The following is a 26,999-nucleotide window of genomic DNA, read 5'->3' on the forward strand; positions in this document are numbered from 1 at the left end:
CATGATCACCACTCGCACAGCCGCACTCGGCTTCACGGTCTTCGTCGTCCTCGCGCTGGTCGCGAGCTGGACGGTCTATTCCACCTTGCAACGGTCGGTGTCCGGCGACACCAACCGCTACCAGGCGACTTTCGGCGACGTTCTCGGACTGCGCGTGGGTGACGACGTGCGGATGGCCGGGGTTCGTGTGGGGCGCGTCGACTCCATCGAACTCGATGATCAGCGCGCCCGCGTCGGATTCCGCATCCGTTCCCGCCAGCACCTGTTCACCACGACCAAGGCACTGATCCGATATCAGAACCTCATCGGACAGCGCTACATCGCCCTGGCGCCGGGCTCCGGCCCGGCCGAGCCGCTACCACCGGGAGGCTCGATTCCGATCGAACACACCGAATCGTCCTTCGACGTATCGACGGTCCTGTCCGGATTCGAGCCGTTGTTCAGCGTGCTGCAACCCGATGAGGTCAATTCGCTGTCGCAGACTCTCGTCCAAGCGCTGCAGGGCGACGGCGTCTCACTCAGCGCTCTGATCACCCGGGCAGCGGGGCTGGCGAATACGTTCCGCGACCGCGACGAGATCCTGGGCCGGGTCGTCACCAACCTCAGCGGCGTCGTCGCCGGACTCGCCAACCGCGCATCGGAGCTGGAAACGCTGATCACTCAGGCGCGCACGCTCGTCACCGGGCTGTACGAAGAAGGCGAAACCCTCAAAGGGGCCGTCGACCGTGCCGCCGGAGCGACCGGGCAGCTCAGCGGTCTCATCGGCGCGATCGAACCCGGTATCGCGCACGCGCAGCAGTCGGCCACCTCGGGGGTGAATCTGTTGCTGGCCAACGGTTCCCGACTCGACCGCGCCGCGGTCGAACTGCCACTGCTGCTGGCCGGACTGGCTCGGATCAGCGGTAACGGTACCTACATCAACTCCTACGTCTGCGGCTTGGACGTCTCCCTGTGGGGCGTGTTGTTCCCTCCGGGGTTGTTCTCCCAGGTCGGCGGCAACTCGCACTCGGAGGTGTGTCGATAGTGCACCGATTCCTCAACCGGTTCCGCAGAATCAACTGGCTGCTGGACCGATTCCAACTCCCCACTCTCCCCGAGATGTGGGACGCGATCCCGTCCTACCGGCAGAACCGGCACTTCTGGCTCGGCATCGGCGCCGGGACCGCGGTGATCGCGCTCGTGTCCGGCGTCGTCTTCGTCACCGGCCTCGACCTCGGCCACCGGACCGTGCGCGCCGAGTTCGCACAGGCCGCGGGACTGCGGCCGGGCAACAGCGTGGACGTGGCCGGGATCGACGTCGGCACCGTCGCCTCCGCACACCTGGCCGGTGATCGCATCGTCGCCGAACTGAAGATACGACCCGAGGTCCGTCTGGGCCCCGACGCCACCGCCGCGATCAAGATGAGCACGATTCTCGGCAAGATGCACGTCGAACTTCACCCCGGCAACGGAAAGGGATTGCCCGGCAATGTGATTCGACTCGACCACACCGAAGTTCCCTATAATCTGGACAAGGTCGTCAACGACCCGAAATACACGAATTCCTTCGAACACCTCGAGAAACTCGACCCCGCGGCCCTGCGGGCCTCCCTCGACGCCGTGGCCCGTCAGATGGGGGACTCGCCACAGCTCACCGCCGCTGCCCTCGACTCGGTCGGTGTGCTGGCCGGGGTGATCAGCGACCGCCGCGACGAAGTCGACACACTACTGAAGAACATCGACTCTGTCGCCACCTTGGTCGATGAGAACCGCAACGGCGTACTGCTGCTGCTCACCCGGGGCCGAGCGATCGGGGACGCGGTGGCACAGCGTCAAGACCTGGTGAAAAGCCTCCTCGACAACATCGCCACGATATCGAAAAGCCTGCAGCAGATCGGCGACGGCAACAACGGACAACTCGGCCCGCTGATCCGCAGCCTCGACACCATGTCGCAAGGCCTGCAGCAGAACCGAGACAACCTCGACCGTCTCTATCAAACGATGCCCGTAGCGTTACGGCAGGTCAACAACACCTTCGGCAACGGGCCGTACGGCGAGGTCTACCTCCCCTGGGGGCTGTTCCCCGACAACTGGCTGTGCGCCACCCAGGCCGTCGCGGGGTGTCGCTGATGCGAATCACGACCATCGTGCGCGTAGCCATCGTCAGTGCCGTCACGCTGATGCTGGCCGGATGCGCCCTCCCGCACAGTCTGACGTCGACGCCGAATCGGCTGCTGGGCAGGCAAATTCACCTGACCGCAGACTTCGACAACGTCGCCGGACTCTACCCCGGCAACGAGGTCTCGGTGCTCGGACTCCCTGTCGGCCAAGTCGATTCGGTCATCCCGCGCGGACACTACGTGGAGGTCGCGATGACCGTCGACGACGGCGTGACGATTCCGGCCGACGCCATCGCCGCACTGGTCTCACCACAATTGATCACCAACCGCCACATCGAGCTGACACCTGCCTACCCGGGGCGCGGACCCACCCTCCGCGACGGCGCCCACATTCCGCTCGAGCACACCCGCACACCGGTGGAACTCGACCGCATCCTGCGCACCTTCGACGACCTCGGCAAATCCCTGGCCGGGGACAATACGGGCGGGCCGATGGCGAGCAGGGTGCTGTTCCCCTTGCTCGACGGTAACGGCGATCGCATCCGCGAGACCCTCGATGCCCTGTCGAAGGCCTTCCGGACCACCCTCGCGAACAAGGACCAGATCTCCGATGCCGTCATCCGGCTCAACGACCTCACTCAGGTCGTCGCCGACAACGACCGGACCGTGCGCGAATTCAGCGCCCGCCTCACCGAGCTGGTGACACTCATGAAGGATCAAGCGCCCGGCCTGCGCGCCGTTCTCACCCAGCTCGACGATTTCGTCGCGAACACCAGCTCCGTGGTGGCCGAGAATCGGCAGCCACTCATCGACGCGCTCAACCGGCTGACCACCATCACCACCCACATGCGCGGCCACGGAACAGATCTCATCGAAATCACCGATGTGGCGCCGCTGTTCTTCCAGAACTTCGCCGAAGCCATGAGCGTGCAGACCGGTTCGGTCCGGCTGCATCTGCTCACCGACAAATCCCTGTTCGACGGTGAAGCCCTGTCGCTGCTGTGCGAACGCGTACAGCTGCGCGCCGACGGCTGCCGCACCGGCAAACTCACCGACTTCGGACCGGACCTCGGCTTGGCCGGCGCGCTGCTGGGGCTGACCCGATGAGGGCCCGCACCGCCCGCCTCCTGGCCGCCGCCACCGCGACAGTGTCGATCAGCGGGTGCGCGGTCACCGTCGACAACGTCCCCTTACCGAAACCCGGGGTCGACGGGCCCACCTACCACCTGCGTGCGATCTTCGGCGACGCCCTCAACCTGCCCGAACGGGCACGAGTGCGGATCGGCGGCTCCGATATCGGGGTGGTCACCCACATCGATACCACCGACTTCCTGGCCGCCGTGGACCTCGACATCCGCGCCGACATCCAGTTGCCGCGTGGCACCCGAGCCGAATTGCGCCAGCCCACGCCACTGGGTGACATCTTCGTCGCGGTCATCCTGCCGGAGCAACAGCCCGGCGCGGTGATGCTGCACAACGGCGACACCATCGATCGCGCGCACACCTCGGCCGGCGCGTCGGTCGAGGAACTGATGACCGCGGTCTCGATGTTGCTCGGCGGCGGCGCTCTCGAACAGGTCGCCCGCATCACCAGCGAGATGAACTCCATGTTCGCCGGCCGCGGCCCGCAACTGGCGCACCTGCTCACCGAATTGACGGCGACGCTGACCGCCTTGGATCAGCGCACCGGCCAGATCGACAGCGTGCTCCGAGGACTCGACGGCCTCACCACCACCCTGGCGCAGCGGAAGACCGAGCTCGGACAGACCGCCGACACCTTCCCGCCGCTGATCGGGGTGATCGCCGAAAACAACCGCGCCATAACCGATCTCACCGCGAAGGTATCGACGACCATGGCCGCGCTCGGCGACTTCACCTCGACCACGGGACCACGTTTCGTGAATCTGTTCGACAGCGTGCAACGACTGATGGACGGCTTCACCGGCATGGGCGACAATCTCGCCGGTGCCCTGGACCGCCTCCATGCGATCCAGCCCGGCCTGCTCGGCTCCACCCGCGGCAACGCGCTCGCGGTCGGAGCCACCGTGTCGTATCTGGATCTCGGTGCGCTCACCGATCCGCAGGGCAGCAAGCTGCCCGACGGATCCGATCTGGGCGCATTCGCCGGCAGTCTCGCTCAGGTTCTGCAACGCGTGCTCGGCCGGCTGCAGGGAGGCCCTCGATGAAGCCCTCGGTGCGTACGCGGGTCACGAACGCGGCGATCCGCGCAGTCTGCGATCTCGACGAACTGCTCGACCTGGGTGCCTGGATTCTCGTGCGCCTCGCGCAGTGGGCCCGCCGCCACACCGTGGCCTTCTCCACCGCCGGGCTGATCGCGCTGCTGATGGCCGGCACCGGATATCTCGCCGTGGGCGTGGTCGGCGCCAACCCGCTGCGTCAGGGCTACACCGTGCGGGTGCAACTGGCCGAGTCCGGAGGTCTGTTGCCCCGCAACGACGTCACCTTCCGTGGGGTACGGGTCGGCACCGTCCACGCCGTCGAACCGGCCGGAGCCGGGGTCGTCGCCCTCGCCGACATCGATTCCTCGGTCCGCATTCCCGCCGGCGGTACGGTGGCGGTGGCACGGCTGTCGGCGGCGGGAGAGCAGTACCTCGACTTCCGGCCCGTTACCGACGGCGCGCCCTACCTGCGCGACGGCGCGGTCGTCGACGTCACCGCCACCTCGACACCGGTCACGATCAACGAATTCCTGGGCAACACCAGCGCATTCGTCTCGGGACTCAATCCGCAGCGCCTCGACGGCATCGTCGGCGAACTCGACAAGGCCCTCGCCGGCGGCCCCGACCGGCTCCGCGCGGTGATCAGCGGTCTCAGTCACGCCATGGCCGGCCTGACCGACCTGCTGCCCCAGACCCGCAGCCTGATCGAACATCTCGAGGTGATCGCCGAGACCACCTCGCACGCCCAACCCGACCTGGCCACACTCGTCGCGGGTTCGAGCGAACTGTTCAGGCAATTCAGCGACGCCGACGACGAACTGAAGCGACTGCTCGACGTCGGGCCCGGCCGGCTCGCGACCCTGGGCGGGGTGGTCGCCGAGACCACCGACCCCGTCACCAACCTGGTCACCAACTTCCTCGCCATCACCCGCGCCGCCCGGCTGCGCACCCCCGCCCTGCGAGCACTTTTCCCGGCGCTGCGGGCCGGCACGGGCGCCATGGGTATCCCCGTGCACGACAACGCCTTTCACACATTGATGGACATCTGGCCCCGTCCCACGTGTGAATACGACAGCATCCCCGTGTCTCCGGTGCGGCTCAGCGACGGCAGGGTCCGCCTCTACAACTACTGCGTCACCACCGATCCCGGCATGCAGATCCGCGGCAGCGCCAACGCCCCGCGCCCGGATGCCGGGGCCACCGCGGCGCCGCCGGGCGCCGACCCCGACGCACAGACTCCGCCCCTGCTGCCGAAATGAGCAGGACACCCCATCACACGAAGGACCAACGATGACCTCGGACTCCGAGCAGACGACCACCCCCACAGAACCCGCGGAGAGCGAATCCACCGCTGCCGGGCGCCGCGGAAAGTGGTTGCGCCGCAGCGCATCCACCCTCTCGGTCACGGGCGCCGTCGCGGCCGTGGCCTGCGCGGTGGTATTCGGCACGAAATACGAACATGCCGATGCCCACGCCGAAGCCCGCGATCAGGCACACCGGGCGGCGTGCGCTTTCGGCCCCATCCTGGCCACCTACGACTCCACGACGATCGATGCGTACTTCGCCGCCGTGCTCGACCACGCCACCGGTGAGTGGAAAAAGGAATTCGCCGCCACCAGCAAAGATCTCCGCGACGTCCTCACCCAGGGCCACGTGGTCGCGACAGCGGGAACCGTCCACTGTGCGATCGGATCCACCACCGACACCACCGCCGAGGCGATCGTCATCATCGACCAATCGATCACGAGCGTCGGCACCCAGGGCCAACCCCGCCGCGGACAGCTCGCCCTCACACTGACCCTGCGGAAGAGCGGAAACCGTTGGCTGATCGACAAACTCGACTCCCCCGCCCTGCAACCCTGACGACCACGCAACACTCGAACGGCCCGGCGGCACAGTGCCACCGGGCTATTCATATCTCGAGCCGTTTCCTCTGGTCACCTCAGGCTGATATCAGAAATCACCAACGGCGGCCACGCGATTATTTCTCCGATCACGGAAAAGAGTTCGTCGAACCCGTGCAGCTCACCCAGATGATCGTGATGTGTCCACAGCCAGATCAGTCCGATGCCGAAGTACGGAATGCCGACCACGACAGCTGCCATGATCGCGAGATACAGCATCTGACGGAAACTCAGTTGCCGATCGAGAAATTCTTTCAACACGCTTTACTCCCCCCGCCTTCAGGCCATCCGGCCGAGGATGGGTTCGGATTCGATGAGCCCCTCGTCGCCGGGTGCCAGCCCTTTGTTCAACACCCGGTTGCGCTGCTTGGCGCGCAGATCATGATGCGCCTCACTGGGAATGGCATACCCATAGTGTCTCTGCGCCTCCCGGGGAGTCGTCGTCATCGGCGTGACCGGAGGGACCTTCATCAACACGGGCGCCGCCACATCGACCGTCATCGGCGACAAGAACCGCAGGAGCACGATCTGGAGCCAGACGTTCATGCTGATCAGGGTGACGATCGCGCTGATCGGTGGAACGATCAGCAGATCCAGCACCGGGTTGGTCGGCAAGCCCGCCATCTTCCGCATCCACCGCGGCATCGTGGCCAGCGTCGCGCGCCGCAAGAAGGCCGCGACGATCGCGAAGAACGGCCGGAAGACGAACGGCATCGGCGGCAGCATCACATCGGCTCGCAGCAGGTGCCGCATCGCCTTTCGCGCGATGTCGGAACCGATCAGCTGCGGCCGCATCTGCTCGAAATATTTCCGGACACCCTCCCGGGTTCGCGGTACGTCGGCGGGGTCGCACGTCTGCAACTCGGCAGCGCGAGCGCACTCCTCCCAGAACTGATTCTCCTCGGCCTCCGACAGCCGCCCCGGGCCGTACTTCTCGTAGGTGACCAAGATCGAATGCCATGCGGTCAGATGAATCCACAACTGCGACTGCGGATCGTTGGCGTCGTAGATGCCGCCCGTCACCGGATCGACGCCCACCGCCTTCGAATGCACCTTGACGAGCACGTCGGCCGCCTTCGCCGTCGACCGGCTGTCACCGAACAAGACCATGGCGAAATACCGCAGCGTCCGGTCGTAGCGAGTTCGCGGCCTACTGTAGATGGCACTGGTCTTGTCCACCGCCGCGATGAGCGCCGGATCGAGCTCTTCGATCACCACGGCTCGCTGGAATCCGAGCGACAAACTCGTCGGATAACTCCACACCTTCCATGCGACGGAGTCGGGCCCGAAGAAGCCGTAATCCTCCGGCGGTTCCACCTCGGGCAGAAACAGCCATTCACGCAGCGTCGCCATCACAGCTCCTATTCTACGGTCGCGTAGAGTGTTTTCTACGCTTGCGTAGGAATGCTAGGTGTGGCATTCCGCGACGTCAATAGGTGTATGAGGGGGTGGGCCATTCGCTCGGAAGCAGTTCGCCGAGGCGCACGTCGGACGTCGCCCCGTCAACTCGAACGCGGTCAGGTATGCACCTGGCGGCATTCGGCGTCGAGCGAAATCGGCATCCTCCCCGAGGGGCGCACCCGTGATCGGAAACCTTTGTCAGGCACCGGGTTCGGCGGATCGCCCCTCACCGTCGGCCGGATCGTCGTCCACCGCCCCTTGGCGCCGCAGTCGCAGAGCCAGCTCGACATGTCCGTTGTCGAGCAGAAACCCCAGAAACAACGCGCGGAACGCCGCGTGTACCGAATCCGGCGGCAGCGCGCCCGGCACGGCCATTTCGTGCAGCGCCAGCCCGTGCGCCAGGGCCGTGAACGCCGGTGCGGCCGTGTCGGGTTCCGGCGATCCGGCCGCGCGAACGCCCGCGGCGGCGGCCCGTCGGGCGGCATCCAGCGCCCGCGCGGCGGCGTCGCGGAACTCCGGGTGCCGCGCGGCATGCAGATAGGCCTCGAACAACGCCGGCGTCTCCGGCGAGCGCGGGGTCGCGGCCGACGACAGCGCCGCGGCGATCTCGTCGGGCGTGCTGTGCGCCTGGGCCAGCGCCTCGGCGAGCGCGACCTGGGTATCGGCGTCGGCGTCGGTGTAGACGCGCAGCGCTTCCTCGGTCAGCGCGTCGATCGAGTCGAAGAAGTAGCCGACCGTGGTGAGCGGCAAGCCCGCTTTCTCGGTGACCGCGCGATGGGTCACTCCTGCCACGCCCACGGCCGCGGTGACCTCGACAGCGGCCGCGAGCAGGGCTTCGCGTCGAGCCTGGGCGCTCGGACGATGGCGGCGCGGGGTCACGCGGCCAACCTTAGGCCATCTCTGTAACTACTTACAGTTTCCTCTGGGCAGAGTCTGTAAATTCTTCTAGACTCAGCCGCCATGACGTCTCTTCACGCATTTCGCGACGATGCGCTCGCCGAGCACGACGCGGTCGCCCTCGCCGAACTGGTTCGCGACGGCTCGGTCAGCCCGCAGGAGCTCGCCGCCGCCGCCACCGAGCGGGCGCGCGCGGTCGACCCGCAACTCGACGCCGTCGCCTGCGCGATCTACGACGCCCCGCGCTACCACTCGCGCTCCGAGACCGCCCTCTACGGCGTGCCGACCTTCGTCAAGGACAACTCCGACGTCGCGGGCTTGCCGACCAACCACGGCAGCGAGGCGTTCCGGGCGCGGCCCGCCGCGAAGAACGGCGCCTACACCGACCAGTTCCTCGGCACCGGGCTGACGTTGCTCGGCAAATCGCGACTACCGGAGTTCGGCTTCAACGCCACCACCGAATTCATGACCGAACCGCCCGCGCGCAACCCGTGGGATCTGGCCCGCTCGATCGGCGCCTCGTCCGGCGGATCGGCCGCACTCGTCGCCGCGGGCGTGGTTCCGATCGCGCACGCCAACGACGGCGGCGGATCCATCCGCATCCCCGCCGCATGCGGCGGACTCGTCGGGCTCAAGCCGAGCCGCGGCCGCCACATCGACGGCGAACAGGTGCGGCACGTGCCGATCCACATGATCTCCGAGGGCGTGCTCACCCGCACCGTGCGCGACACCGCAGCATTCGTCGCCGCGGCCGAGAACGTCTGGCGCAACCCGAAACTCGCCCCCATCGGCGAAGTCCGAGGACCGGCGCAACGACGGCTGCGAGTCGGGCTGCTCATGCACAGCGTCACCGGCGCCGAGGTCGACGCACCCACCCGGGCCGCGGTCGAGCACACCGCCACGCTGCTGGAGAAGGCCGGGCACGTCGTCGAACCGATCGCACTCCCGGTCACCGAGCAGTTCGCCGCCGATTTCGTCCAATACTGGGCGCTGCTGGCCGATCTCGCGGTGAGCACGGGCAAGCTCATCCTGGATCGCTCGTTCGACGCGGCCGCCACCGACGGACTCACGCGCGGATTGCGCGCCCATCACCGGCGCAACCTGCACCGGACACCGGCGGCACTGCGCCGATTGCGCGGCATCCCGGCCACCTACGCACGAATGTTCGCCCGGCTGGAAGTCGTTGTGTCGCCGGTACTCTCGCACACCACTCCGCCGCTGGGCCAGATCGCTCCGACCGTTCCCTTCCCCGAACTCATCGACCGGCTCACCCGCTACGTCAGCTATACGCCGCTGAACAACATCGCCGGTACCCCGGCGATCTCGCTGCCCTTGGGCCGCACTCCCGACGGCTTGCCGGTCGGCGTGCAACTGTCGGCCGCATACGGCGACGAACGCACGCTGATCGAACTGGCCTACCTCCTCGAAGCCGAGCAGCCCTTCCCCCGCATCCAGGAGCGGACCACGAACTCCTCACCTCGCTGACGCCACGATCGTTCCCCGCCTCACAGCGACCCGCGGCAGCAAACCCACGGCGCGCGACGGAGGAATGCCGTTCGTCGACTCGATGCCGCCACGGTGACGTGGAGGGAAACGTCGATCGAACACTTCCGCACCGCAAACGATTGTGACCCGAATCCGAGCGCTGAATGTTTGCTGCCAGTAGCGGAGCGGGTAACAGAGAGGTGAGGCCGACGTCCTGCCCGGCGCCGGCCCGCGCGTAGGCCGAAGGCATGACGGGCTGCGTGAAAGTCGTTGCGATGCCGCCGGGCCGATCGCCACCCCGGCGGCATCGCTTCGTTCGGCGACACGAGTCAGGCGTCGGTCAGGGCGACGGGGGCAGCATCCGATACGGAGAATCCTGAACCGTGACGAGAACGACGACGTCGCCGTAGGGGGCGTTTCCCCGCGCCAGCCGGTGACCGAACTTCGCCAGCGGAATTCGCCACCGATACTTGGCCTCGATCTCGGCCTGAACGTACGACACCAGCGTGCCCGCGGTCACGACCTGCGCGTGGCCCTGACGCTGGTGCGATCCCAGCGCCGGACGTCCGCGCCGATCACCGGCCTGGACCAGCACCCGGCCGTCACGCATCAAATCGTCGGCTTCCGGAGCCTGCGACGAAACGCGAAACGCCAACTGGCCCAACCCGATAGGGACGACCAGCCGCGGCACGGTCACCAACTGCTTCGGGCCGGCGACGCGGGTGACGAGCACAGTCTTCGCCTCCTGCCACTCGCCCGCGGGCCCGGTCATCGGGACCGGACGGGCCGACGTCGCCCGCGCGACCGGGACGGGCCGGGCGAGCCGAAGGGGTGCGGTGGGGATATCGGTCAGGGTGTCTGTCATCGCATTCGCTCCTCTCCGCGACGATTTCGTTCGCTGCTACCGCCGCCAAGGTCTGCCGAGGCCGGTGCGGACCACCAGCCGCGCCGCGGCCGGGAGCGGGGCTCACCGTCGACGATGTGAGAGTGACGAGTCGCCAAGGGATTTCACGCATCCGGCGGCCGGGCCCGCTCGGTCCTGCACGAGCATCCTTGATCGGCCGATTTCGATAGTGCACGCACATCCTCGCGTCGGCAACGATGCTGGTCACAGCTGGTAGGACGGGCCGGGAAAACGCGCCGCCGACACGAGCCCGCACACCGTGATCGCGACGGAATCGGCGGCTAAGTTGCCGATATGGTTCTCGCGCTCGACCCACCCGTGGTCGCCTCCGCGACCGATACCGGCCTGATTCTCGACATCGTCGGCATCACCATCGCCGACCCCCTCGGCGGCGGCGAACCCCACCTACGACTACGCGACGGAACCACGGTCACCCTGCCCGCGCCGCTGCGCGACTGGGCCATGGCCATGCTCGTCACCCATCATCACCGCGCCGACGCCGCAGTCCCGAGCTTCCCCTGCCGCATCGAATTCGGCATCCGCGACGGCCACATGTACGCGCGCCCACCGACCGCTGACGAACACCACGACGTGCCGTAACACCGGTCGCGCTCCATGCCGCGAGCGGCCCGGCAGCCACCGACATCACCGGTCCTCCGGGACCGCCTGCTTCATTTCCGAGCTACCGACACCGGACAAGCCGGGACTTGCGGAAACCGCCCCGGCGATCCCACGCGTCCTCGCCCGGATTCGCCGATCAGCGATTCCACGGGTTGCGGTAGCCCACGGGAATCATGCTGTCGAACAGGGCCCGAGCGCCGTCCGGGAGGCGCAGCAGTTCGACGTGGGCGCCGAGAGGTCCGCCGGTCAGGTAGGCGAATTCCATTCCGAGCTCGGCGACCGTGCAGTGCTGGACCACCTCGATCCCGCGGGCGCGCGCCCGGTCGAGGGATGCGTCGAAATCCTCGGGGACATAAGCGATGTGATTGAGTCCGGGACCGGAGCGCGCCAGTTGTTCGGTGTACAGGTTCTCCCCCGACACCGGGGCGATCAGTTCGAGTTGCTGGCCGCCGGCGTAACCGAGGGAGGTGTCGACCGTATAGTCGGCCGGCGCCCCCCGGTAGCGCGCCTGATCGGGACCGAAATGCATGCTGGGCATGCGCATCCAGGTCTCGACGCCGTAGTGCTCCCCGAATTCTCGCTCGGCGGCGTCGAGGTCGTGGACCACCCACGCCAGCTGGAAGATCGGGCCGGTGACGATATTCATGCGGTACTCCTCGATGAATCGCGAATGCTGTCGGGTGAAAAGTGGTGGGCAGGAACGGGTTCAGTAGTCGGTGAGCCGAATGGCGTTGGCGGCGCGCTCGAGCGGCTTGATGATCGGTCGCAACGCCACACCCTTCCACGGCATGTGCCGCAGCATCCGCAGCATGGTGGTCTGCAGGCGGATCGCGCGCCGATCCGCCGCGACCATCTGGGTGGCGTTGTTCCAGCCCAGGCTCAGATTTTCGGTGACGTAGTCGTGCAGCACGGCATGGTAGCGATCGAACGCGACGGTGTGGTCACCGGCGGCCGCTTTCAATTCTCCGGCAAGGACATACGCGCCGACCAAAGCCATGCTCGTGCCCTGCCCGGACAGCGGCGACGGGCACCATGCGGCGTCACCGACCACCGCGACGCGCCCGCGCGACCAGCGATCGAGGTGGATCTGGCTGACGGTGTCGAAGTAGAAGTCGGGAGAGTGCGGCATGGCGTCGAGCAAGGCGGGTGTCTGCCAGCCCGCATCGGCGAACGCACCGGCCACCACCTGTTGCTGAGCGGCGCGGTCGCGACGGTCGGGCAACTGCTCGGGAACCCGGAAGATGAACTGCGCCTTGGCCACACCTGCCTGAGTCGCGTACACCTGCACCACCTTGCCGGGGGTGGGGTGTATCAACTCCCAGTGGTCGAGTTCCAGAAAATTCGGGACCGAGACCACACAGGCCGCCATACCGGTGTGCCGGGCGAACTGCTCCTCGGTGCCGAACGCCAACCGGCGCACCGCCGAATGCATGCCGTCGGCGCCGATCACCAGATCGAACACCCGTGGCGCGGCATTGCGGAAGCGAACGCACATTCCTTCGGCGTGTTCTGCCAGCTCGACGATCGAGTCACCGTACAGGTATTCGACCTCGTCCTTGGTGGCGTCGAAGAGAATTCTGGACAGGTCTCCGCGCAGGACCTCGTCGTCGCCAGGGGAACGCAGTCCGATCAAGTCGGGTCCCACCGTGGCCAGAGCTTTGCCGCTGCTGTCGACCCACGCCCCGCCCCGGATCGCGGTGGAAGCCTCGCGAACCGCCTGCGACACACCCATCCGGTCGACGACGTCCATCGCCACACCGCGAATGTCGACCTTGTAGCCACCCTCCCGCAGCGTCGGCGCCTGTTCGACGACGGTGACGGCGAACCCGTACCGGGTCAGCCAGTAGGCCAGGGCCGGCCCGGCGACGCTGGCGCCGGAGATGAGAACCGTCTTGTTGGTGAATCGCTGCGTTGTCATGGACACAGCGTCGGGTGCGGCACTCACCGCGCCCTCACCGCCGGCTCACCGCCAGTCACCGAGCAGCGCCGCCACCTCCTCGATTGTGGCTCCGGCACCGCGGGCGTATGCGGCCCCGAAACCGTGTTCACCCAGCTCCGCGCGGCACCGGGCGGCGATGTCGGCGACCTCACCGCGTCCGGCCGCGGACATTCCGCGCAACGCCTCGGCCGCGCCGAGCAACACCGCACCCCGTTCCGGATCGCCGAGCGCGGCCGCGAACCCCGCCACCGCTTCGACGGCCTCGGCGGCCACCGGCCGGGAGACGCGCTGCGACAACGCGAACGCCTCGCGGGGCGCCGCGAGGCCGGCCTCGATGTCGCCTTCCGTCAGCGCCACCCACCCCATTCCGATGAGGCTGCGGGCCCGGGCTTCGGCCATGCCGACCGATCCGTTGTCGGGCGACTCGAAGGCGGCGGCGTAGTACCGTCGCGCCTCGGCCCGCTGTCCGGCGGTCCGGGCCAGGTCACCGAGCCCACGCAACGCGTTGGCATGGATATCCATCGCGCCCGCGTCCCGGGCCATGTCGGCCGCGCGCCGGTAGGCGACCTCGGCGTCGGCGACGTCATCAGCGCGCGCCGGGTTGTGCGCCAGCAGGTCGCCGCGGCGGTTGAGCAGATCGGCGGCCTCGTCGCCGACACCCAGTTCGGCGAGCAAGAGCACTGCCTCGTCGATCGATTCGAGGGCTGCGCCGCGCTCACCGCGCCATTCGGCGACGACAGCGAGTTTGTCCAGCGTCGTCGCTATCGCCCAGCGATCGCCGGCGGCGCGGAAGTCCGCCAGCGCACAACACAATTCGGGTTCGGCGCGCCGAGGTTGCCCGGACATGAGCAGGCGCAGTCCCTCTCCGAGTCGGCGAAAGGCCCGCGCCCACGGGTCGGGACCGAACAATCGATCCAGGCGCTCGGTCTCCGGGCGCGGTAGCCCGCCCACGGTCGCCAGCAGAAACACCAGATGTGGTCGCCGCAAAGGCTTGTCCACCTGTGACAGCGCCGCGACGGCCACGCCGACCGCCGCCGACGGACCCGGCTCCCCTCGCGCGGCCACGGCCACACACAGCGCGTATTCCTCGACGCTCGCGTCCGGATCCAGAAGGGGCAGCAGCGTACCCGCCAGCTCGACCGCGTCGCCGGGGCGACCGCTGAGCCACCAATACCATGCCTGGGCGGCGATGAGCCGTTGCGCCAGTGCGGGATCGGCGCTCACGGCCCAGCGCAACGCTGCTTGCAGATTGTCGTGTTCCTCGGACAGCAGCGCCAGCCAACGCAACTGATCCGGGCCACGCAGCAGATGATCCGCCCGCTCGGCCAGTTCCGTGTAGTAGCGGGCAAAGGCGCCGCGCAGCTGCTCGTGCTCACCGGATTCGACCAGCCGGGCCAGGCAGAAGGCGCGGATCGTCTCCAACATCCGGTAACGGCCCCGGCGTACCTCCACCAGAGATTTCTCGGCCAAACTCGAGAGCAGTTCGTCGGCGTCGTCGAGTTCACAGACGGACGCCGCAGTGGCCGGGGTGACCGCGCCGGCGAACACCGCGAAGCGCCGGGCCAGCAGACGCTCGCCGGGATCCAGCAACTCCCAGCTCCACTGCACCACTGCCTGCAGAGTTCGGTGCCGAGGTTCGGCGGTGCGGTCTCCCCGCGTCAGCAATCGGAACCGGTCGGCGAGCCGGGCATCGATCTCGGCGGTATCCAGCGTGCGCAGCCGCGCGGCGGCCAGCTCCAGTGCGAGCGGCAGCCCGTCCAGTCGCGCACAGATGCGCCGCACGAGCGCGATCGTGCCCGCGTCGACGGTGAATCCCGGCCGCGCTGCGGCGGCCCGATCGGCGAACAGCCGTACCGCGGCTCCGCCGAGCTGTTCGGCCAGGGGCGCCTCGGCGTCCGCGACCGGCAGCTGTCCGACCACGAGGACCGTTTCACCGGTGAGGCGCAGCGATTCCCGGCTGGTGGCCAGCACCCGGACGCCCGGGCAGTCGCGCAGCAACCGATGCACCAGCCGAGCCACGTCGTCCACCAGGTGCTCGCAATTGTCGAGCACGATCAGCACCGTTCGTTCGGCGAGCAGGGCCGTCAGCTCACCCTCCGCGTCGTCGTGCTCGGTGCCCGCGCGACCACCCAGTACCGCCGAGATCTCCCGGGCGATCTGCCCACCGGCCGACAGCGGCGACAAGTCAACGAAGAACACCTCACCCAGTGCCCGCGCCCCGGCCTCCAGCGCCAGCCGCGTTTTGCCGGTGCCACCGGGGCCGGTCAGCGTCACCAGCCGGGACCGGGCAAGTAACACCGAAATCTGTGTCAGCTCATCGTCACGTCCGACGAAGCTGGTGAGTGGCGCCGGCCAGCGGCGGGTCCGGGCCGTCCCGGCTTCCGCCCGCAAGATGTCCACGTGCGCCTGCGAGAGTTCCGGCGAGGGATCGACACCGAGTTCGTCGGCCAGCAGCCGCCTGCCCTGTTCGAACAGTTCGAGCGCTTCACCACGGCGGCCGGTGCCCGACAGCCCACGCATCAACAGCGCTCGCGCTCGCTCCCGGAGTGGTTGCGCGGCAACCAGTTCCGTCAGCACGGCGACCGCGCCGCGATGGTCACCGAGCATCAGCGCGGCTTCGGCGCGATCCTCCCGGGCGGCCCACCGTATGTCGGTCAGGCGGGTGGCCACGGCGGCCGCGAACGGGGCGTCGGAGATGTCGGCCAGGGCGGCGCCCCGCCACATCCGCTCGGCTTCGTCGAGCAACGCGGCGGCGGCCGCCGGGTCCCGGTCGCGCAGGGCGCCGCGAGCATCGCCGGCCAACCGGGTGAATCGATGCGCATCCACCGCTTCCGGGTCGATCGCGAGGCGATAACCGGCTGCCGTCGACTCCAGGCACTCCTCGGCACCGGCAGCCCGCAACGCCCGCCGCAAGCGCGAAATCTGCGACTGCAACGCATGTTTGGCGTCGGCCGGCGGTTGCCGCCCGTACAGGTCGTCGATCACCCGATCCCGCGACACCAGCGAACCGGCCTCCGAGGCCAACAGTGCCAGCACCATCCGCAGCTGCGGACCACCCACCGCGACCGGACTCCCCCGGCCCGGCGCATCTCCACCGGACCCAGAATCCCGATCTGCACGACCGCAAGTATGCCCAACACCGGGCGCGCGGGCTCGGCCCGACAGAGGGAACACCGGCCCGTCAGGTTCCGGCCGCACCCCCACGCACCGAGCCGGCGGGCACTCGAACGGTCACGGCTTCTTCCCCCCGGCAGATACCTCGTCGACGATGATCCTGCGATGCGACGCATCGACCGCCGGTCTGGTCTGTGGTCAGGGCATCAGGATGAGCCGCCCGTGCACGCCGCCCTTTTCGAGACGGTGGTGTGCTTCGGCTGCTCGCGCCAAGGGCATCGTGTCGGCGATTCGCGCGGTCAGGGTCCGGTCGGCGAGCTTCTGGTTGAGCACGGTCGCCGCGGCGGCCAGGTCGGTGACGGTGGCGTTGCTGATCGCGAACCCAGCCACAGTGACGTCGTGGGTGTAGGCGCGGTCGACGGGTAGCGGCACCCGCGCCTGTGGTCCGGCCGCTGTCAGCAGGAGCCGGCCCCCGCGGGCCAGCAATGCGACCGCGACGTCGATGTCGTGGTGGCCCGAGGTGTCCCAATACACGTCCAACCCCTGGGGCGCCGCCGCCCGGATCCGGTCGACCATATCGGGGTCCCGGTAGTCGACCACCGCGGCGGCCCCCGCATCCCGGGCACGCTCGAGTCCGTTCCCGGAGGCGGACGCGATCACCCGGGCGCCGGCCGCGTGCGCCAGGCGGACCGCGGCATCGCCGACGTTCCCGGCACCGCCGCCGATATATACGACGTCCCCCAGCCCGAGCCGAGCGTGCCGGAACAACCCCAGCCATGCCGTGGCGCCCGGATGTGCGACACCGACCGCCTGGACCGGGTCCACCCCGTCGGGCAGGTGGTACAGCCGGTCGACCGGGACAACCGCGTACTGCGCGAACGAGCCCTGCCGGCCACCGTGGCCCAGACTGTTGCACCACACCGCGTCCCCGACCGCATGACCAGCTACACCGTTGCCGACCGCCGCGACGTTTCCGACCAGGTCGCGGCCGATGACGAACGGGAAAGGAGTCGGCGTCGCATACGCCCCCGACCGCACGAACGTGTCCACCGGGTCGACCGTGACCGCGTGGACGGCCACCAGCACATCGGTGGGTCCGATCTGCGGTACGGGCAACCGCCCGTAGTGGATCGCATCGGCCGGGCCGAGCGCCGCCACGTAGGCCGCGTACATCACGTCCGGAATCCCGGCCATCGTGGCCTGCCTCCTTTCGGCCGATGAGGCGCCGCACGCCGGTCACGGCCTGGGGACTTACCGGACCCCGTACGTTTCGGCCCAGGCCGCCCGCAGCTCGGACTCCGTGGCATGCCCGAACTGGTAGGCCGGCGAGTCCACCGGCAGGGCGCGGTCGACCGTTACCAGTACCGCTTCGATCGCGGGATATCCCGGTCCCTGCGTGGCGAGCAACCAGTCGTGAATCCACTCGAACACCGGGCTGCCGGGTCCATGGAATTCGGCGGTGCCCTTGAACCGGTACCCGCGGCGTTTGAGGAAGTCGACGACGTTGATCTCCAGCCGGGAATCACGCCGCAAGTTGGCGACCGTGCCCGGCGATGCCTGATTCAGGAACACCAGATGGTCGTCGTCGTACACCCGCACCGTTCCCTTCGGGGAAAGGTTCGGTGATCCGTCCGCGCACACCGTGGCGACGAATCCCAGTTTGGCGCTGTCCACGATCGAGCGCATGTCCTCGTCGATGACACCCATGCCCCCTGCCTACCCCCGGACCTCCCGGCGAATCCTAGCCAGCACTCGTCATGATCTGCGCCATGACGGGCGCGCCTCGGCCGGCTTCACAGCAAGTCGCTCACCGCGTTCCGGCCGGAGACAGACGTGCGAGCTGATTCCGGAAACTTTCACGAAGAGCGGGTTCTGTGAACGCCGAGCGGGCGCTGGGGTCGCCGGCTACTCGGCTCTCCCAATGCAGACGAGCATCGTTTGTCGAGATCTTCTTCGCTCCATGCCCGGGAAGAGCCCGGTATGCGCCGGGCCGAGGGATGGGGCGGTGCATGAACGCCCAGCCGCCAGTCCAATCGACTCGCAACTGCAGCCGCGCACTGGGATAGAAGTCGAGAAGCCACCCCCGCCCCGTCAGCAGTGACCGCTCGGGGGACGGGACTTGCCGCGCGCGGCAGGTTGCCGCGATTTCGGGCGCGAGGCGGTCGAGGGCACCGAGCACGTCGTGCCATGCCACAGGCGCATCTGCCGCCGACGCAGACTTGTTCGATTGCGGCTCTACGCCCGGCGTCTGCCAGCGAAGCCGCTGTCCGATCCCCACGGATGAACAGGCTCGCATGACTCCCTATATTCCTGCAACCGAGCGGTGGCCAGCACCGGTGAAAACAGCGCGCGGGCAAGTCGATTCATCGCGAGCACGTCATAACGTCCGTTACAGATCCAGGCCGGCGCATCGGAGATGGCGTCGAGTACCTGCTGCAACGTCGAGCGCACCGCCACGGCAGGCCTGCGCCGGCGCGGCCCGTTGGACGCTCCGGATCGGCGGGCGAGGTGGAACAGGTGGTCGCGCTCACCTCGTCGAGTCGCAACGCAGAAGCCATCGCGTCGAGCACACCATCGGAGGCACCGGCGAGGCTGCCTCGCTCCATGCGCACGTAGTAGTCGACCGATACCCCCGCCAGTAACGCCATCTCCTCGCGACGCAGACCCTGCCGCGCAAGTCGAGGGTGCGCGCGTCCCCGAACAGTTCGAGTCGATGCTCGGCCGCTGACGCGCGCGAATTCTGTACCGGGCCTGCGGGATCGAGGTCGAACCGGCATGGTCGACGCGCACCGCCTCGACGTCGAGAGCTGCGGCGATCAGCGGGCGCTCACCGGCGAATCTCCGCGGCCGAGCGGGAGGGAGGCTACGACCTTGAGTGCGCGCTTCTCAGCTCCCCGGTTGCGCGGCCTCGATGACCGCCTTCAGCTGCTGCAGATCTTTGCGGTTCGCAGACCTCATCGCCGGTGCCATCAGCGGGGCGACGAGCCCGGAGAATCCGGCGGGCTCGCCACGATTGCGCAGTGTCATGATCGTCGAGCCGGTCGGGGTGTCCTCGAACGCGTATGTCGTCTCCATGGGAAACGGGCCGTCGGCGGACGCCATCACGAGCCGCCTGCCCGGCTCCAGAACGACGACGGTGTAGGTGTAGGCAAGGGATCGCCCGAGGAAACGAGCTTCGAAAGCCATGGCCGAACCGACCGCCAGCGGACCGGGCGTGAGCAGCCGGGCCGAGTCGATGTTCCGATACCACGCGGTGGCGTTGGCCGGGTCCATCGCGTAGTCGGCGACCTGCTGCCGATCCCGCCCGATCTCGATCGTGGTGGTGACATCCACGGGCACACGTCGATGGTAGTTCCTCGGGCGCGCCGCGGACGTTGCCCGATTCCTCGACCCGAGGCCCGCCGGATCACACCGCGGGTGACCGGCCGCCATCACGCCAGGCCATGCGCCCTATCCGGGGACACCAGCAAACAGCTGCCCGCACATTGCAGGAGTGGTGCATGAAACGTAAATGAATGCTGGCGTACTGGACCCGGCGCGTGCGCAGTCGCTGATGCTGAATCGATCTTCACGCCCCACCGGCGGATCGGGAACGACCGGGCCACCGCCACCAACTGGACCTGCTCGTGTCGAGCACACTATTTCGCCGACCGGACGCCCGAACAGTGCTGTCAGAGATCACCCGAGTAGTCCTGGCTGATCCAGCGGTCGGGGCGGATGGTGAACAGTACGGAGTCGTTGCCGTCCATCCGGTCCGCGAAGGCGCGGCCCTCCTCCGGACCGAGATAGCGGCTGGCGATACTCACCCGCGCCTCCCGAGGCGAGGGGGTGACGGCCTCGACGACCGTGCCCTCGACGATGACGTACTGATAGGGCAACTCTTCGCGCTGCACCGTCAGTGTCACCACGCCGGCTTCCCGCACCAGCCTGGCCTTACGTCGCGCCGCGCCGGTGTTGATGCGAATATTGCCGCCGGGGGTGTAGTCGTACCAGATCGGTGCGGTGGCGGGCGGACGGCCGTCGGTAGCCGCGACCGACAGCACTCCGATGTGCTTGCCCGCCAGGAACTCTTGACGCTCGGCTTCCGAGAAAGGTTTCGGCATAAGACGTCGAACGGAGCGGGCCGCGCCGTTATTCCGGTCGAGAACGCGAATCCCACTGGGCGAGGACGGTCCGCAAGGTCGCCACCAGCGCAAGCGGTTGATCCATCATCGGGTGATGACCGGCCTCGGCCAATTCGACCACCGTCGCGGGTCGCCCGAACAAGTTCGCGATCTCCAGCGCCCGCTCCCGGGTCACCAAACCGCGTTCGCATCGGATGTAGAGCACGGATGCGTCCACGGCTCGCAGTGAGCCCAGCGGTGGGATACGCCCGTCTTCGAGGCGCTTGCGCAACATCTCGGGATCGAACTTCCAGCCCCACCCGGCACCGGTGTCTCGCACCGATTCCTCCGCCACGTGCCGTGCGACGTAAGGAAGCACAACCGCCTGGTCCGGGACGGTTCTAAACCGGCCACAGATCTCAGCCCGCGTCGAGTACGTCTTGGGCCGGTGGAGCAACTGCGCGATGATGGACTCTTCCGACGGCTCCTGAAACGGAGAATCGATGACGACCAGACCCGCGAGCGATTCCCGATGCCGAGCAGCGGACACGGCGCTCACTCGCCCACCCATGCTGTGCCCGATGACGTATGGCCGTCCGGCTATCCCGCCGGCCTCGGCAGCGGCCATCACCTCATCCGCCCAGCCCTCGATCGGATACCGGGATCGCACGGCGCTGTCACCGTGACCGGACAAATCCAGCGCCACCACACGATACGTACCCGCCAACAGCGGAGCGATGTGGTCCCACCAGCCCGAATGCGCCGATCCGCCGTGCACCAGCACCACACCGGCCGTCCCCGCCCGGCCCCAGCACCGCAGGTGAACGACACCCCCGTCGACGTCGACCTCGCGATGTTCGGGCAGTTCCGCAATGGCCTGCGTAAACCATCCCGGCGCCGCGACATCCGCCTCCGCCGTCACTGCCATCGCCGCCTCCTTCGCCCGGGCCCGCTCCTCGGACCATATCGGCAGGTGTACGCCACCGGTGGCGCAAAAATGGTGTTCTCGATCCCGACCACCCGGTCCCGGCATGCCCGAGACGGATCGGCGCTGACATGCGAAAGCCGCCGGGGGCCATCCCGAGCCGGGGAACAGCAAACTCCGACTGTTCGCTCCACAATTCAATTCTTCTGTGCAGCAGTACAATTCGACAATCGAACCATCAGCGCGGCGTCGAACGCCGCCACCGCTCGCAACGTTCCGCCGAGCGGTCAGCACACTGGCTGTTCAGCAGGGGTTCCCAACCAGCGAACTCCGGGCAAGACTTACAGAACCGGCGCGGACCGGCCTCGAACTCATGGCCGGAGCGCACCCCACCACGGGGCACAGGCACTTCGTCGAAGGGATCTGTGATGGCCATGGATTTCACCAACCGATCCGGCGAGGATGCCGGGCCCAGCGGTCCGAAGGACGCGCGCGTGGTGCCGGAGTTCCATCCGTACGATCATCCGGCCGCCGGCTGGGGTGCGGCCCGATCGGTCACCGATTTCATGATCGGCCAGGAGAAGGAGCCGATCCTCGGCCCCCGGGCGATCATCAAGATGAACCACGAGAACGACGGGTTCGACTGCCCCGGCTGTGCCTGGCCGGATTCGATCAAGGGCATCCATCTCGACATCTGCGAAAACGGGATCAAGCACGTCACCTGGGAGATGACGCACAAACGCGTCGGACGCGAGTTCTTCGCCGCGCACACCGTGAGCGAACTGTCGACCTGGAGCGATCACGACCTCGAGGACCAAGGCCGGCTCACCGAGCCGCTGACCTACGACCCGGACACCGACACCTATGTGCCGATCGGCTGGCCGGCGGCGTTCGAGATGGTCGGCCGAGCCCTGCGCGAACTGGACGATCCGAATCGGGCCGCGTTCTACACCTCCGGCCGCCTCGGCAACGAGGCCACGTTCCTCTATCAGCTCCTGGCACGCGAACTGGGCACCAATAATCTGCCGGACTGCTCCAACATGTGCCACGAGGCCAGCGGCCGCGCGCTGCAGGCCGCACTCGGCACCGGTAAGGGTACCTGCGACCTCGGGGACTGGGAGACCACGGACGCGCTGTTCATCATGGGTGTCAATGCCGCCTCCAACGCCCCGCGCATGCTCACCGCACTGGCCGAGGCGGATCGGCGGGGCGCACAGATCGTGCACATCAACCCGCTGATCGAGGCGGGTTCGCGGCGCACCATCATTCCGCACGAATTCCTGGCGATGGCGACCTTCCACGCCACCCCCGTCGGCACCATGAACCTGCAGACCCGCATCGGCGGCGACTTCGCGGTCCTGCGCGGTATGGCCAAGGCCGTGCTCGAGGAATCCCGCACCGATCCCAAGGCCCTCGACCACGAGTTCATCGAGCGCTACACCACCGGTTTCGACGCCTACCGCGCGAAGGTGGAGGCCACGTCGTGGGCGCAGATCGAGGAGCAGTCCGCGCTGACCGAAGCGGAGATCCGCAAGGCGGCGCGCGTCTACTGCGACGCCGACCGGTCGATCATCAGCTGGTGTCTGGGCATCACCCAGCACGAGCACGGCGTGGACACCGTGCGCGAGATCGTGAATCTGCTCCTGCTGCGCGGCAATCTGGGCCGCGAGGGCGCCGGGCCATCACCGGTCCGGGGTCACAGCAATGTGCAGGGCAACCGGACCTGCGGCATCGACCATCGGCCGACACCGGAATTCCTCGACCGCCTCGCGGAGGTGTGCGAGATCGACCCGCCCCGCGCACACGGGCTCGACACCGTCGCCACCATCGAAGCCATGCACGCCGGTGCGGTGCGGGTGTTCGTGGGGATGGGCGGCAACTTCGCCCTCGCCGCGCCCGACAGCGCCTACACCTTCGACGCTTTGCGCAAATGCGAGCTGACCGTGCAGGTCAGCACGAAACTCAATCGCAGCCACCTGGTGCACGGGGCCCACGCGCTGATCCTGCCCTGCCTGGGCCGCACCGAACGCGACGAACAGCGCGGCGGCCTGCAGCGGACCTCTGTCGAGGATTCGATGGCGATGGTGCACCTGTCCAAGGGGATGAAGAAGCCGGCCTCGCGTCATCTGCTGTCGGAACCGGCCATCATCGCCGGTATCGCCAAAGCCGCGCTGCCGCAAAGCACAACGCCCTGGGACTATTACGTCGAGGACTACGACCGGATCCGGGACACGATGGCCCGGGTTCTGGTCGGTTTCGAGGACTTCAACCGCCGTGTGCGGCTGCCGCTCGGTTTCCGGATCAAGCAACCGGCCCGCGAACTGGTGTTCCTCACTCCGTCCGGCCGGGCGGAATTCTCCGCCGCGGACCTGCCCGACCTCACACGGGAGCCGGGCACGCTGACGCTGGCCACCATTCGCTCGCACGATCAGTGGAACACCACCATCTATTCCGACAACGACCGCTATCGCGGTGTGAAGAATCTGCGCACCCTGGTGTTCATGAACGAGCAGGACATGCGCGAGCGCGGCCTGGAACTGTTCGACGAGGTCGACATCACCAGCATCGCGCGCGACGGCAGCACCCGATCGGTGCAGCGGTACAAGGCGATTCCCTACGACATCCCGCGCGGGTGCGCCGCCGGATACATGCCGGAGCTGAATGTGCTGTGCGCGATCGGCGACTACAGCACCCAGAGCGATCAGCCGATCGTGAAGAACCTGAAGGTCACGATCGAACGGTCTCAGTGACATCCGTTCCCGCCGGCAACCGCAACCACGGCTCATTCCACACGAGGAGCGACATGGACGATTCCACGACCATCATCGCGAAGACGATCGGAAATCCCGAGGGGGTCGACAACAATCCGTGGGCATCCGGGCATCCTGCCGACGGGGAACGCGTGGCGATCTTCGCTTTCGACGTGACCAGCGTCGACAACGAGTCCGGCGATATCCGCACCTACCACGTGACTCCGCCCGAGCGGGCGTGCGAGGGCACGGTCGTGCCCGAACATCGCACCCCGCAGGGAGTCACCGTCACCTGGCTCGGATGCGGTGCCGGCACGGTCGTCCGGCCTGCGACCCACCTCGATATCGAGCAGGCGATGATGGACCCCGACAACGCCGCGGAGACCATGTTCCAGTGCCGGGTCCGACCGGACAACCCCCACCTCGCCCGCTGAGCGAGCCCGGCGAAAACCATTGCGGCACAGGTAACCAGCCCGCCGATCGGAGAACCATGAGCGACAAGAACGAACGTGAAGAGAAGATCGAGAAGGAAGAGGAGCAGCGCGAGAAGGAGCGCGAACGCCTCACCGAGGAAGAGGAGCGCCGCCTGCGCTAGTTTCAGCCCCACGGAGTCGGGTCGCCGACGAACTACCCGCCCGCGGCATCCGGGCAGTCATTTTCGCTCGCGGAAGTTCGTGAATGCGTTGTCGGTCAATGGTGGACGAGCCGCGACGAACTCCGTGTGGCGATCGTGGTCTGGATCGAAAAGACCTACCACCGCACCCGTCGGCAACGCCGGCTCGGCCGACTCACTCCGATCGAGTTCGAGACGATAAACCGGCCCGCACTCGCGGCCTGAAAGACCGAACGCGCGAGTCGACCAAACTCGGGGACATTCCCGGAAGCCGAGCAATCCGACTCCGTAGAACCGGGTGGAACACCACCACCGAATTACGCGGAACAGGCCTCAGCCTACCGGGAGTTTCACCACCGGATCGGCGCCCAGGTCGGTGATATAAACGTTGCCCGCCGTGTCGACTGCCACACCCTGGGGATTCTTCAGGCCGGTGAACGGCAGCGGGGTCGGCGTCGACGCGCCCGTCGCCAACCTCACCACCCATTGATTACCCCAGTCGACGACGTACAAGTCTCCCGCCTTGTCGACCGCCACGCCCTGAGGATCCTTCAGCCCGGTGAACGGCAACGTGGTCGGCGTCGACGCACCCGCCGCCAACCTCACGACCCGCTCGGTACTCAATTCGGTCACATATACGTTGTGCGCAGCGTCGACCGCGACCCCGTGGGGATCTTGGAGCCCCGTGAACGGCAGCGTCGTCGGCGTCGACGCACCCGCCGCCAACCTCACCACCCGATCGTTGCCCCGGTCGCTGACGTACACATCTCCCGCCGTATCGACCGCCACCCCCTGAGGATCCTTGAGCCCGGTGAACGGCAGCGGGGTCGCCGTCGACGCACCCGCTCCCAACTTCACCACCCGATTGTTACTCGTGTCGGTGACGTAAACGTTGCCTGCCGTGTCGGCCGCCACCCCCTGGGGATTACTCAGCCCGGCGAACGGCAGCGGGGTCGCCGCCGACGCACCCGCCGCCAACTTCACCACCCGATCGTTACCCATGTCGGTGACATATACGTTGCCAGCCGCGTCGACAGCCACATCAGTGGGCAAGCTGACGCCGGTGAACGGCAGCGGAGTCTGGGCCGAGTAGGCCGAGTTGATAGGCGGGGGCGAGCTGCCACCGCCGCCCGATTGCCGTTGAACACCGATGACGACAGCTACGGCGGCCACCACCGTAACCGCGACCGCGGCGGCGAGCAGCCCGGCGGTCTTGGGCGACAATCTGATTCGCCGCCCACGGCGCGCAGCCCCAGCGGTGCCGACCGCGGAATCGCCCAGCGCGGCGTTGGCCGCCGCCGCCAGCTCGCGCACGGTCTGGTAACGCTCCTCGGGGTTTTTGGCCATGCCCTTGGCGATGACAGTATCGAACGCAGTCGGTACATCGGGTGTTGTGGTGCTGGGACGCGGCGGCGGAGTGTGCAGGTGATGGGCGATCACACCCTGCAGCCCCGCTGCGCTCGCAAACGGTGCTCGACCGGTCAGGCACTCATACAGCACGCACGTCAACGCGTACACGTCCACTCGGGCATCGGCCTTGACCTCCGCGCTGATCTCCTCCGGCGCCATGTAGGCGACGGTGCCGATGGTCTCACCGATCGAGGTCAGCGTACGGTCGTCGGCGGCGTGGGCGATCCCGAAGTCGATCAGGGAGGCGAACTCATCGGCCCCCAGCAGGATGTTGGTGGGTTTGACATCGCGGTGTACCAGCCCGACATCGTGGGCCGCCTGTAGCGCGCCGGCCACCTGTGTGATGATCGACACCGCCCGCCCCGGCGACAAGGCCCCTTCTCGCGTGATCACCTTGCGCAGGTCGGTGCCCTCGATCAAGCGCATATTCAGATAGAGCCTACCGTCGATATCGCCGAAGTCGTGGATGGGGATGACATGCGGCTCGGTCAACTGCGCCACCGCCCGGCACTCCCGGCGGAACCTCTCGCGCAGCTGTTCGTCATCGGCAAAGCGCTCCGGCAACACCTTGAGCGCTACCACCCGGTTGGTCAGCGAATCATGCGCCCGCCACACCTGGCCCATGCCACCCTGACCCAGCAGCGTCAACAGCCG

The 26,999-nt window shown here is 67.6% G+C and carries 23 protein-coding genes and 1 pseudogene; 10 read left to right on the forward strand and 14 right to left on the reverse strand.

All coding sequences use genetic code 11. The features are described from left to right. Position 1: 1 nt before the first annotated feature. Genes NMI01S_RS17280 through NMI01S_RS17305 form a run of 6 tightly spaced genes read left to right on the forward strand, consistent with a single transcriptional unit; the run spans position 2 to position 6,142 of the window. A complete protein-coding gene (locus NMI01S_RS17280; protein ID WP_062998376.1) occupies positions 2-1,024 on the forward strand; it encodes an MCE family protein in 1,023 nt (340 codons plus the stop codon). Then, entirely contained in the window at positions 1,015-2,109 is a 1,095-nt protein-coding gene (locus NMI01S_RS17285; RefSeq protein ID WP_439956267.1) for an MlaD family protein, read from the forward strand. Before NMI01S_RS17280 ends, NMI01S_RS17285 begins: the two co-directional genes overlap by 10 nt. Continuing rightward, positions 2,109-3,206 carry an MCE family protein gene (locus NMI01S_RS17290; RefSeq protein ID WP_062998757.1) on the forward strand — a complete coding sequence of 366 codons (1,098 nt, stop codon included), beginning with the start codon at positions 2,109-2,111 and terminating at the stop codon, positions 3,204-3,206. Before NMI01S_RS17285 ends, NMI01S_RS17290 begins: the two co-directional genes overlap by 1 nt. Continuing rightward, positions 3,203-4,285, forward strand: a complete 1,083-nt coding sequence (locus tag NMI01S_RS17295) for an MCE family protein (protein WP_062998378.1) — start codon at positions 3,203-3,205, stop codon at positions 4,283-4,285. The genes NMI01S_RS17290 and NMI01S_RS17295 overlap by 4 nt, the downstream gene beginning before the upstream one ends. Beyond that, positions 4,282-5,538, forward strand: coding sequence for an MCE family protein (locus NMI01S_RS17300; protein WP_084513024.1), 1,257 nt, complete (start codon positions 4,282-4,284; stop codon positions 5,536-5,538). The genes NMI01S_RS17295 and NMI01S_RS17300 overlap by 4 nt, the downstream gene beginning before the upstream one ends. 31 nt (positions 5,539-5,569) lie before the next feature. Then, a complete protein-coding gene (locus NMI01S_RS17305) occupies positions 5,570-6,142 on the forward strand; it encodes an Rv1363c family protein (RefSeq protein WP_062998380.1) in 573 nt (190 codons plus the stop codon). Positions 6,143-6,216: 74 nt separating this feature from the next. Here the strand turns inward: NMI01S_RS17305 and NMI01S_RS17310 are convergent, their stop codons facing one another. From NMI01S_RS17310 to NMI01S_RS17320, 3 genes are all read right to left on the reverse strand, one after another. Further along, on the reverse strand, positions 6,217-6,444 hold the full coding sequence (locus tag NMI01S_RS17310) for a hypothetical protein (protein WP_369689912.1): 228 nt from the start codon (positions 6,442-6,444) through the stop codon (positions 6,217-6,219). A gap of 18 nt (positions 6,445-6,462) precedes the next feature. Then, the gene (locus NMI01S_RS17315) at positions 6,463-7,536 is read right to left on the reverse strand and encodes an oxygenase MpaB family protein (protein WP_062998382.1); all 1,074 of its coding nucleotides are present in this window, start codon (positions 7,534-7,536) and stop codon (positions 6,463-6,465) included. Between the two features lie 246 nt (positions 7,537-7,782). Next, positions 7,783-8,463, reverse strand: a complete 681-nt coding sequence (locus NMI01S_RS17320) for a TetR/AcrR family transcriptional regulator (RefSeq protein ID WP_062998384.1) — start codon at positions 8,461-8,463, stop codon at positions 7,783-7,785. Positions 8,464-8,544: 81 nt separating this feature from the next. On the opposite strand from NMI01S_RS17320, the gene NMI01S_RS17325 reads away from it, so the two are divergent. Then, positions 8,545-9,966, forward strand: a complete 1,422-nt coding sequence (locus NMI01S_RS17325) for an amidase (protein WP_062998387.1) — start codon at positions 8,545-8,547, stop codon at positions 9,964-9,966. Between the two features lie 340 nt (positions 9,967-10,306). On the opposite strand, the gene NMI01S_RS17330 is transcribed toward NMI01S_RS17325, so the two are convergent. After that, positions 10,307-10,831: a hypothetical protein gene (locus tag NMI01S_RS17330; protein WP_062998389.1), complete on the reverse strand. Its 525-nt coding sequence runs from the start codon at positions 10,829-10,831 to the stop codon at positions 10,307-10,309. Positions 10,832-11,164: 333 nt separating this feature from the next. On the opposite strand from NMI01S_RS17330, the gene NMI01S_RS17335 reads away from it, so the two are divergent. After that, entirely contained in the window at positions 11,165-11,470 is a 306-nt protein-coding gene (locus tag NMI01S_RS17335; protein ID WP_062998391.1) for a hypothetical protein, read from the forward strand. A 157-nt stretch (positions 11,471-11,627) separates the two neighbouring features. Here the strand turns inward: NMI01S_RS17335 and NMI01S_RS17340 are convergent, their stop codons facing one another. The 9 genes and pseudogenes from NMI01S_RS17340 to NMI01S_RS17375 all read right to left on the reverse strand — a co-directional run bounded on the left by NMI01S_RS17340 (position 11,628) and on the right by NMI01S_RS17375 (position 21,575). Then, a complete protein-coding gene (locus NMI01S_RS17340; RefSeq protein ID WP_062998393.1) occupies positions 11,628-12,137 on the reverse strand; it encodes a VOC family protein in 510 nt (169 codons plus the stop codon). A 60-nt stretch (positions 12,138-12,197) separates the two neighbouring features. Next, entirely contained in the window at positions 12,198-13,409 is a 1,212-nt protein-coding gene (locus NMI01S_RS17345; protein WP_062998395.1) for an FAD-dependent monooxygenase, read from the reverse strand. A 45-nt stretch (positions 13,410-13,454) separates the two neighbouring features. Continuing rightward, complete coding sequence (locus NMI01S_RS17350) at positions 13,455-16,490, reverse strand: ATP-binding protein (protein WP_062998397.1); 3,036 nt, start codon at positions 16,488-16,490, stop codon at positions 13,455-13,457. Positions 16,491-16,742: 252 nt separating this feature from the next. After that, a complete protein-coding gene (locus NMI01S_RS17355; RefSeq protein ID WP_084513025.1) occupies positions 16,743-17,738 on the reverse strand; it encodes an NADPH:quinone reductase in 996 nt (331 codons plus the stop codon). A 57-nt stretch (positions 17,739-17,795) separates the two neighbouring features. Further along, positions 17,796-18,251 carry a pyridoxamine 5'-phosphate oxidase family protein gene (locus NMI01S_RS17360; RefSeq protein ID WP_062998399.1) on the reverse strand — a complete coding sequence of 152 codons (456 nt, stop codon included), beginning with the start codon at positions 18,249-18,251 and terminating at the stop codon, positions 17,796-17,798. Between the two features lie 609 nt (positions 18,252-18,860). Next, positions 18,861-19,213 (reverse strand): annotated as a pseudogene (locus tag NMI01S_RS34180) (helix-turn-helix domain-containing protein); the annotation flags it as partial. Positions 19,214-19,430: 217 nt separating this feature from the next. Then, positions 19,431-19,883, reverse strand: coding sequence for an SRPBCC family protein (locus NMI01S_RS17365; RefSeq protein ID WP_062998401.1), 453 nt, complete (start codon positions 19,881-19,883; stop codon positions 19,431-19,433). A gap of 332 nt (positions 19,884-20,215) precedes the next feature. Next, positions 20,216-20,647, reverse strand: coding sequence for a pyridoxamine 5'-phosphate oxidase family protein (locus NMI01S_RS17370; RefSeq protein ID WP_062998403.1), 432 nt, complete (start codon positions 20,645-20,647; stop codon positions 20,216-20,218). A 28-nt stretch (positions 20,648-20,675) separates the two neighbouring features. Further along, positions 20,676-21,575 (reverse strand): alpha/beta fold hydrolase, encoded by a 900-nt coding sequence (locus NMI01S_RS17375; protein WP_062998405.1) that lies wholly within the window; start codon positions 21,573-21,575, stop codon positions 20,676-20,678. Between the two features lie 425 nt (positions 21,576-22,000). On the opposite strand from NMI01S_RS17375, the gene NMI01S_RS17380 reads away from it, so the two are divergent. Beyond that, on the forward strand, positions 22,001-24,322 hold the full coding sequence (locus NMI01S_RS17380; protein WP_062998407.1) for an FdhF/YdeP family oxidoreductase: 2,322 nt from the start codon (positions 22,001-22,003) through the stop codon (positions 24,320-24,322). Between the two features lie 53 nt (positions 24,323-24,375). Beyond that, entirely contained in the window at positions 24,376-24,756 is a 381-nt protein-coding gene (locus NMI01S_RS17385) for a hypothetical protein (protein WP_062998765.1), read from the forward strand. A gap of 512 nt (positions 24,757-25,268) precedes the next feature. Here NMI01S_RS17385 and NMI01S_RS17390 read toward each other — a convergent pair. Then, entirely contained in the window at positions 25,269-26,993 is a 1,725-nt protein-coding gene (locus tag NMI01S_RS17390; protein WP_439956268.1) for a serine/threonine-protein kinase PknD, read from the reverse strand. Positions 26,994-26,999 lie beyond the last annotated feature (6 nt).

The sequence above is a fragment of the Nocardia mikamii NBRC 108933 genome (genome assembly GCF_001613505.1).
Classification (GTDB): Bacteria; Actinomycetota; Actinomycetes; order Mycobacteriales; family Mycobacteriaceae; genus Nocardia; species Nocardia mikamii.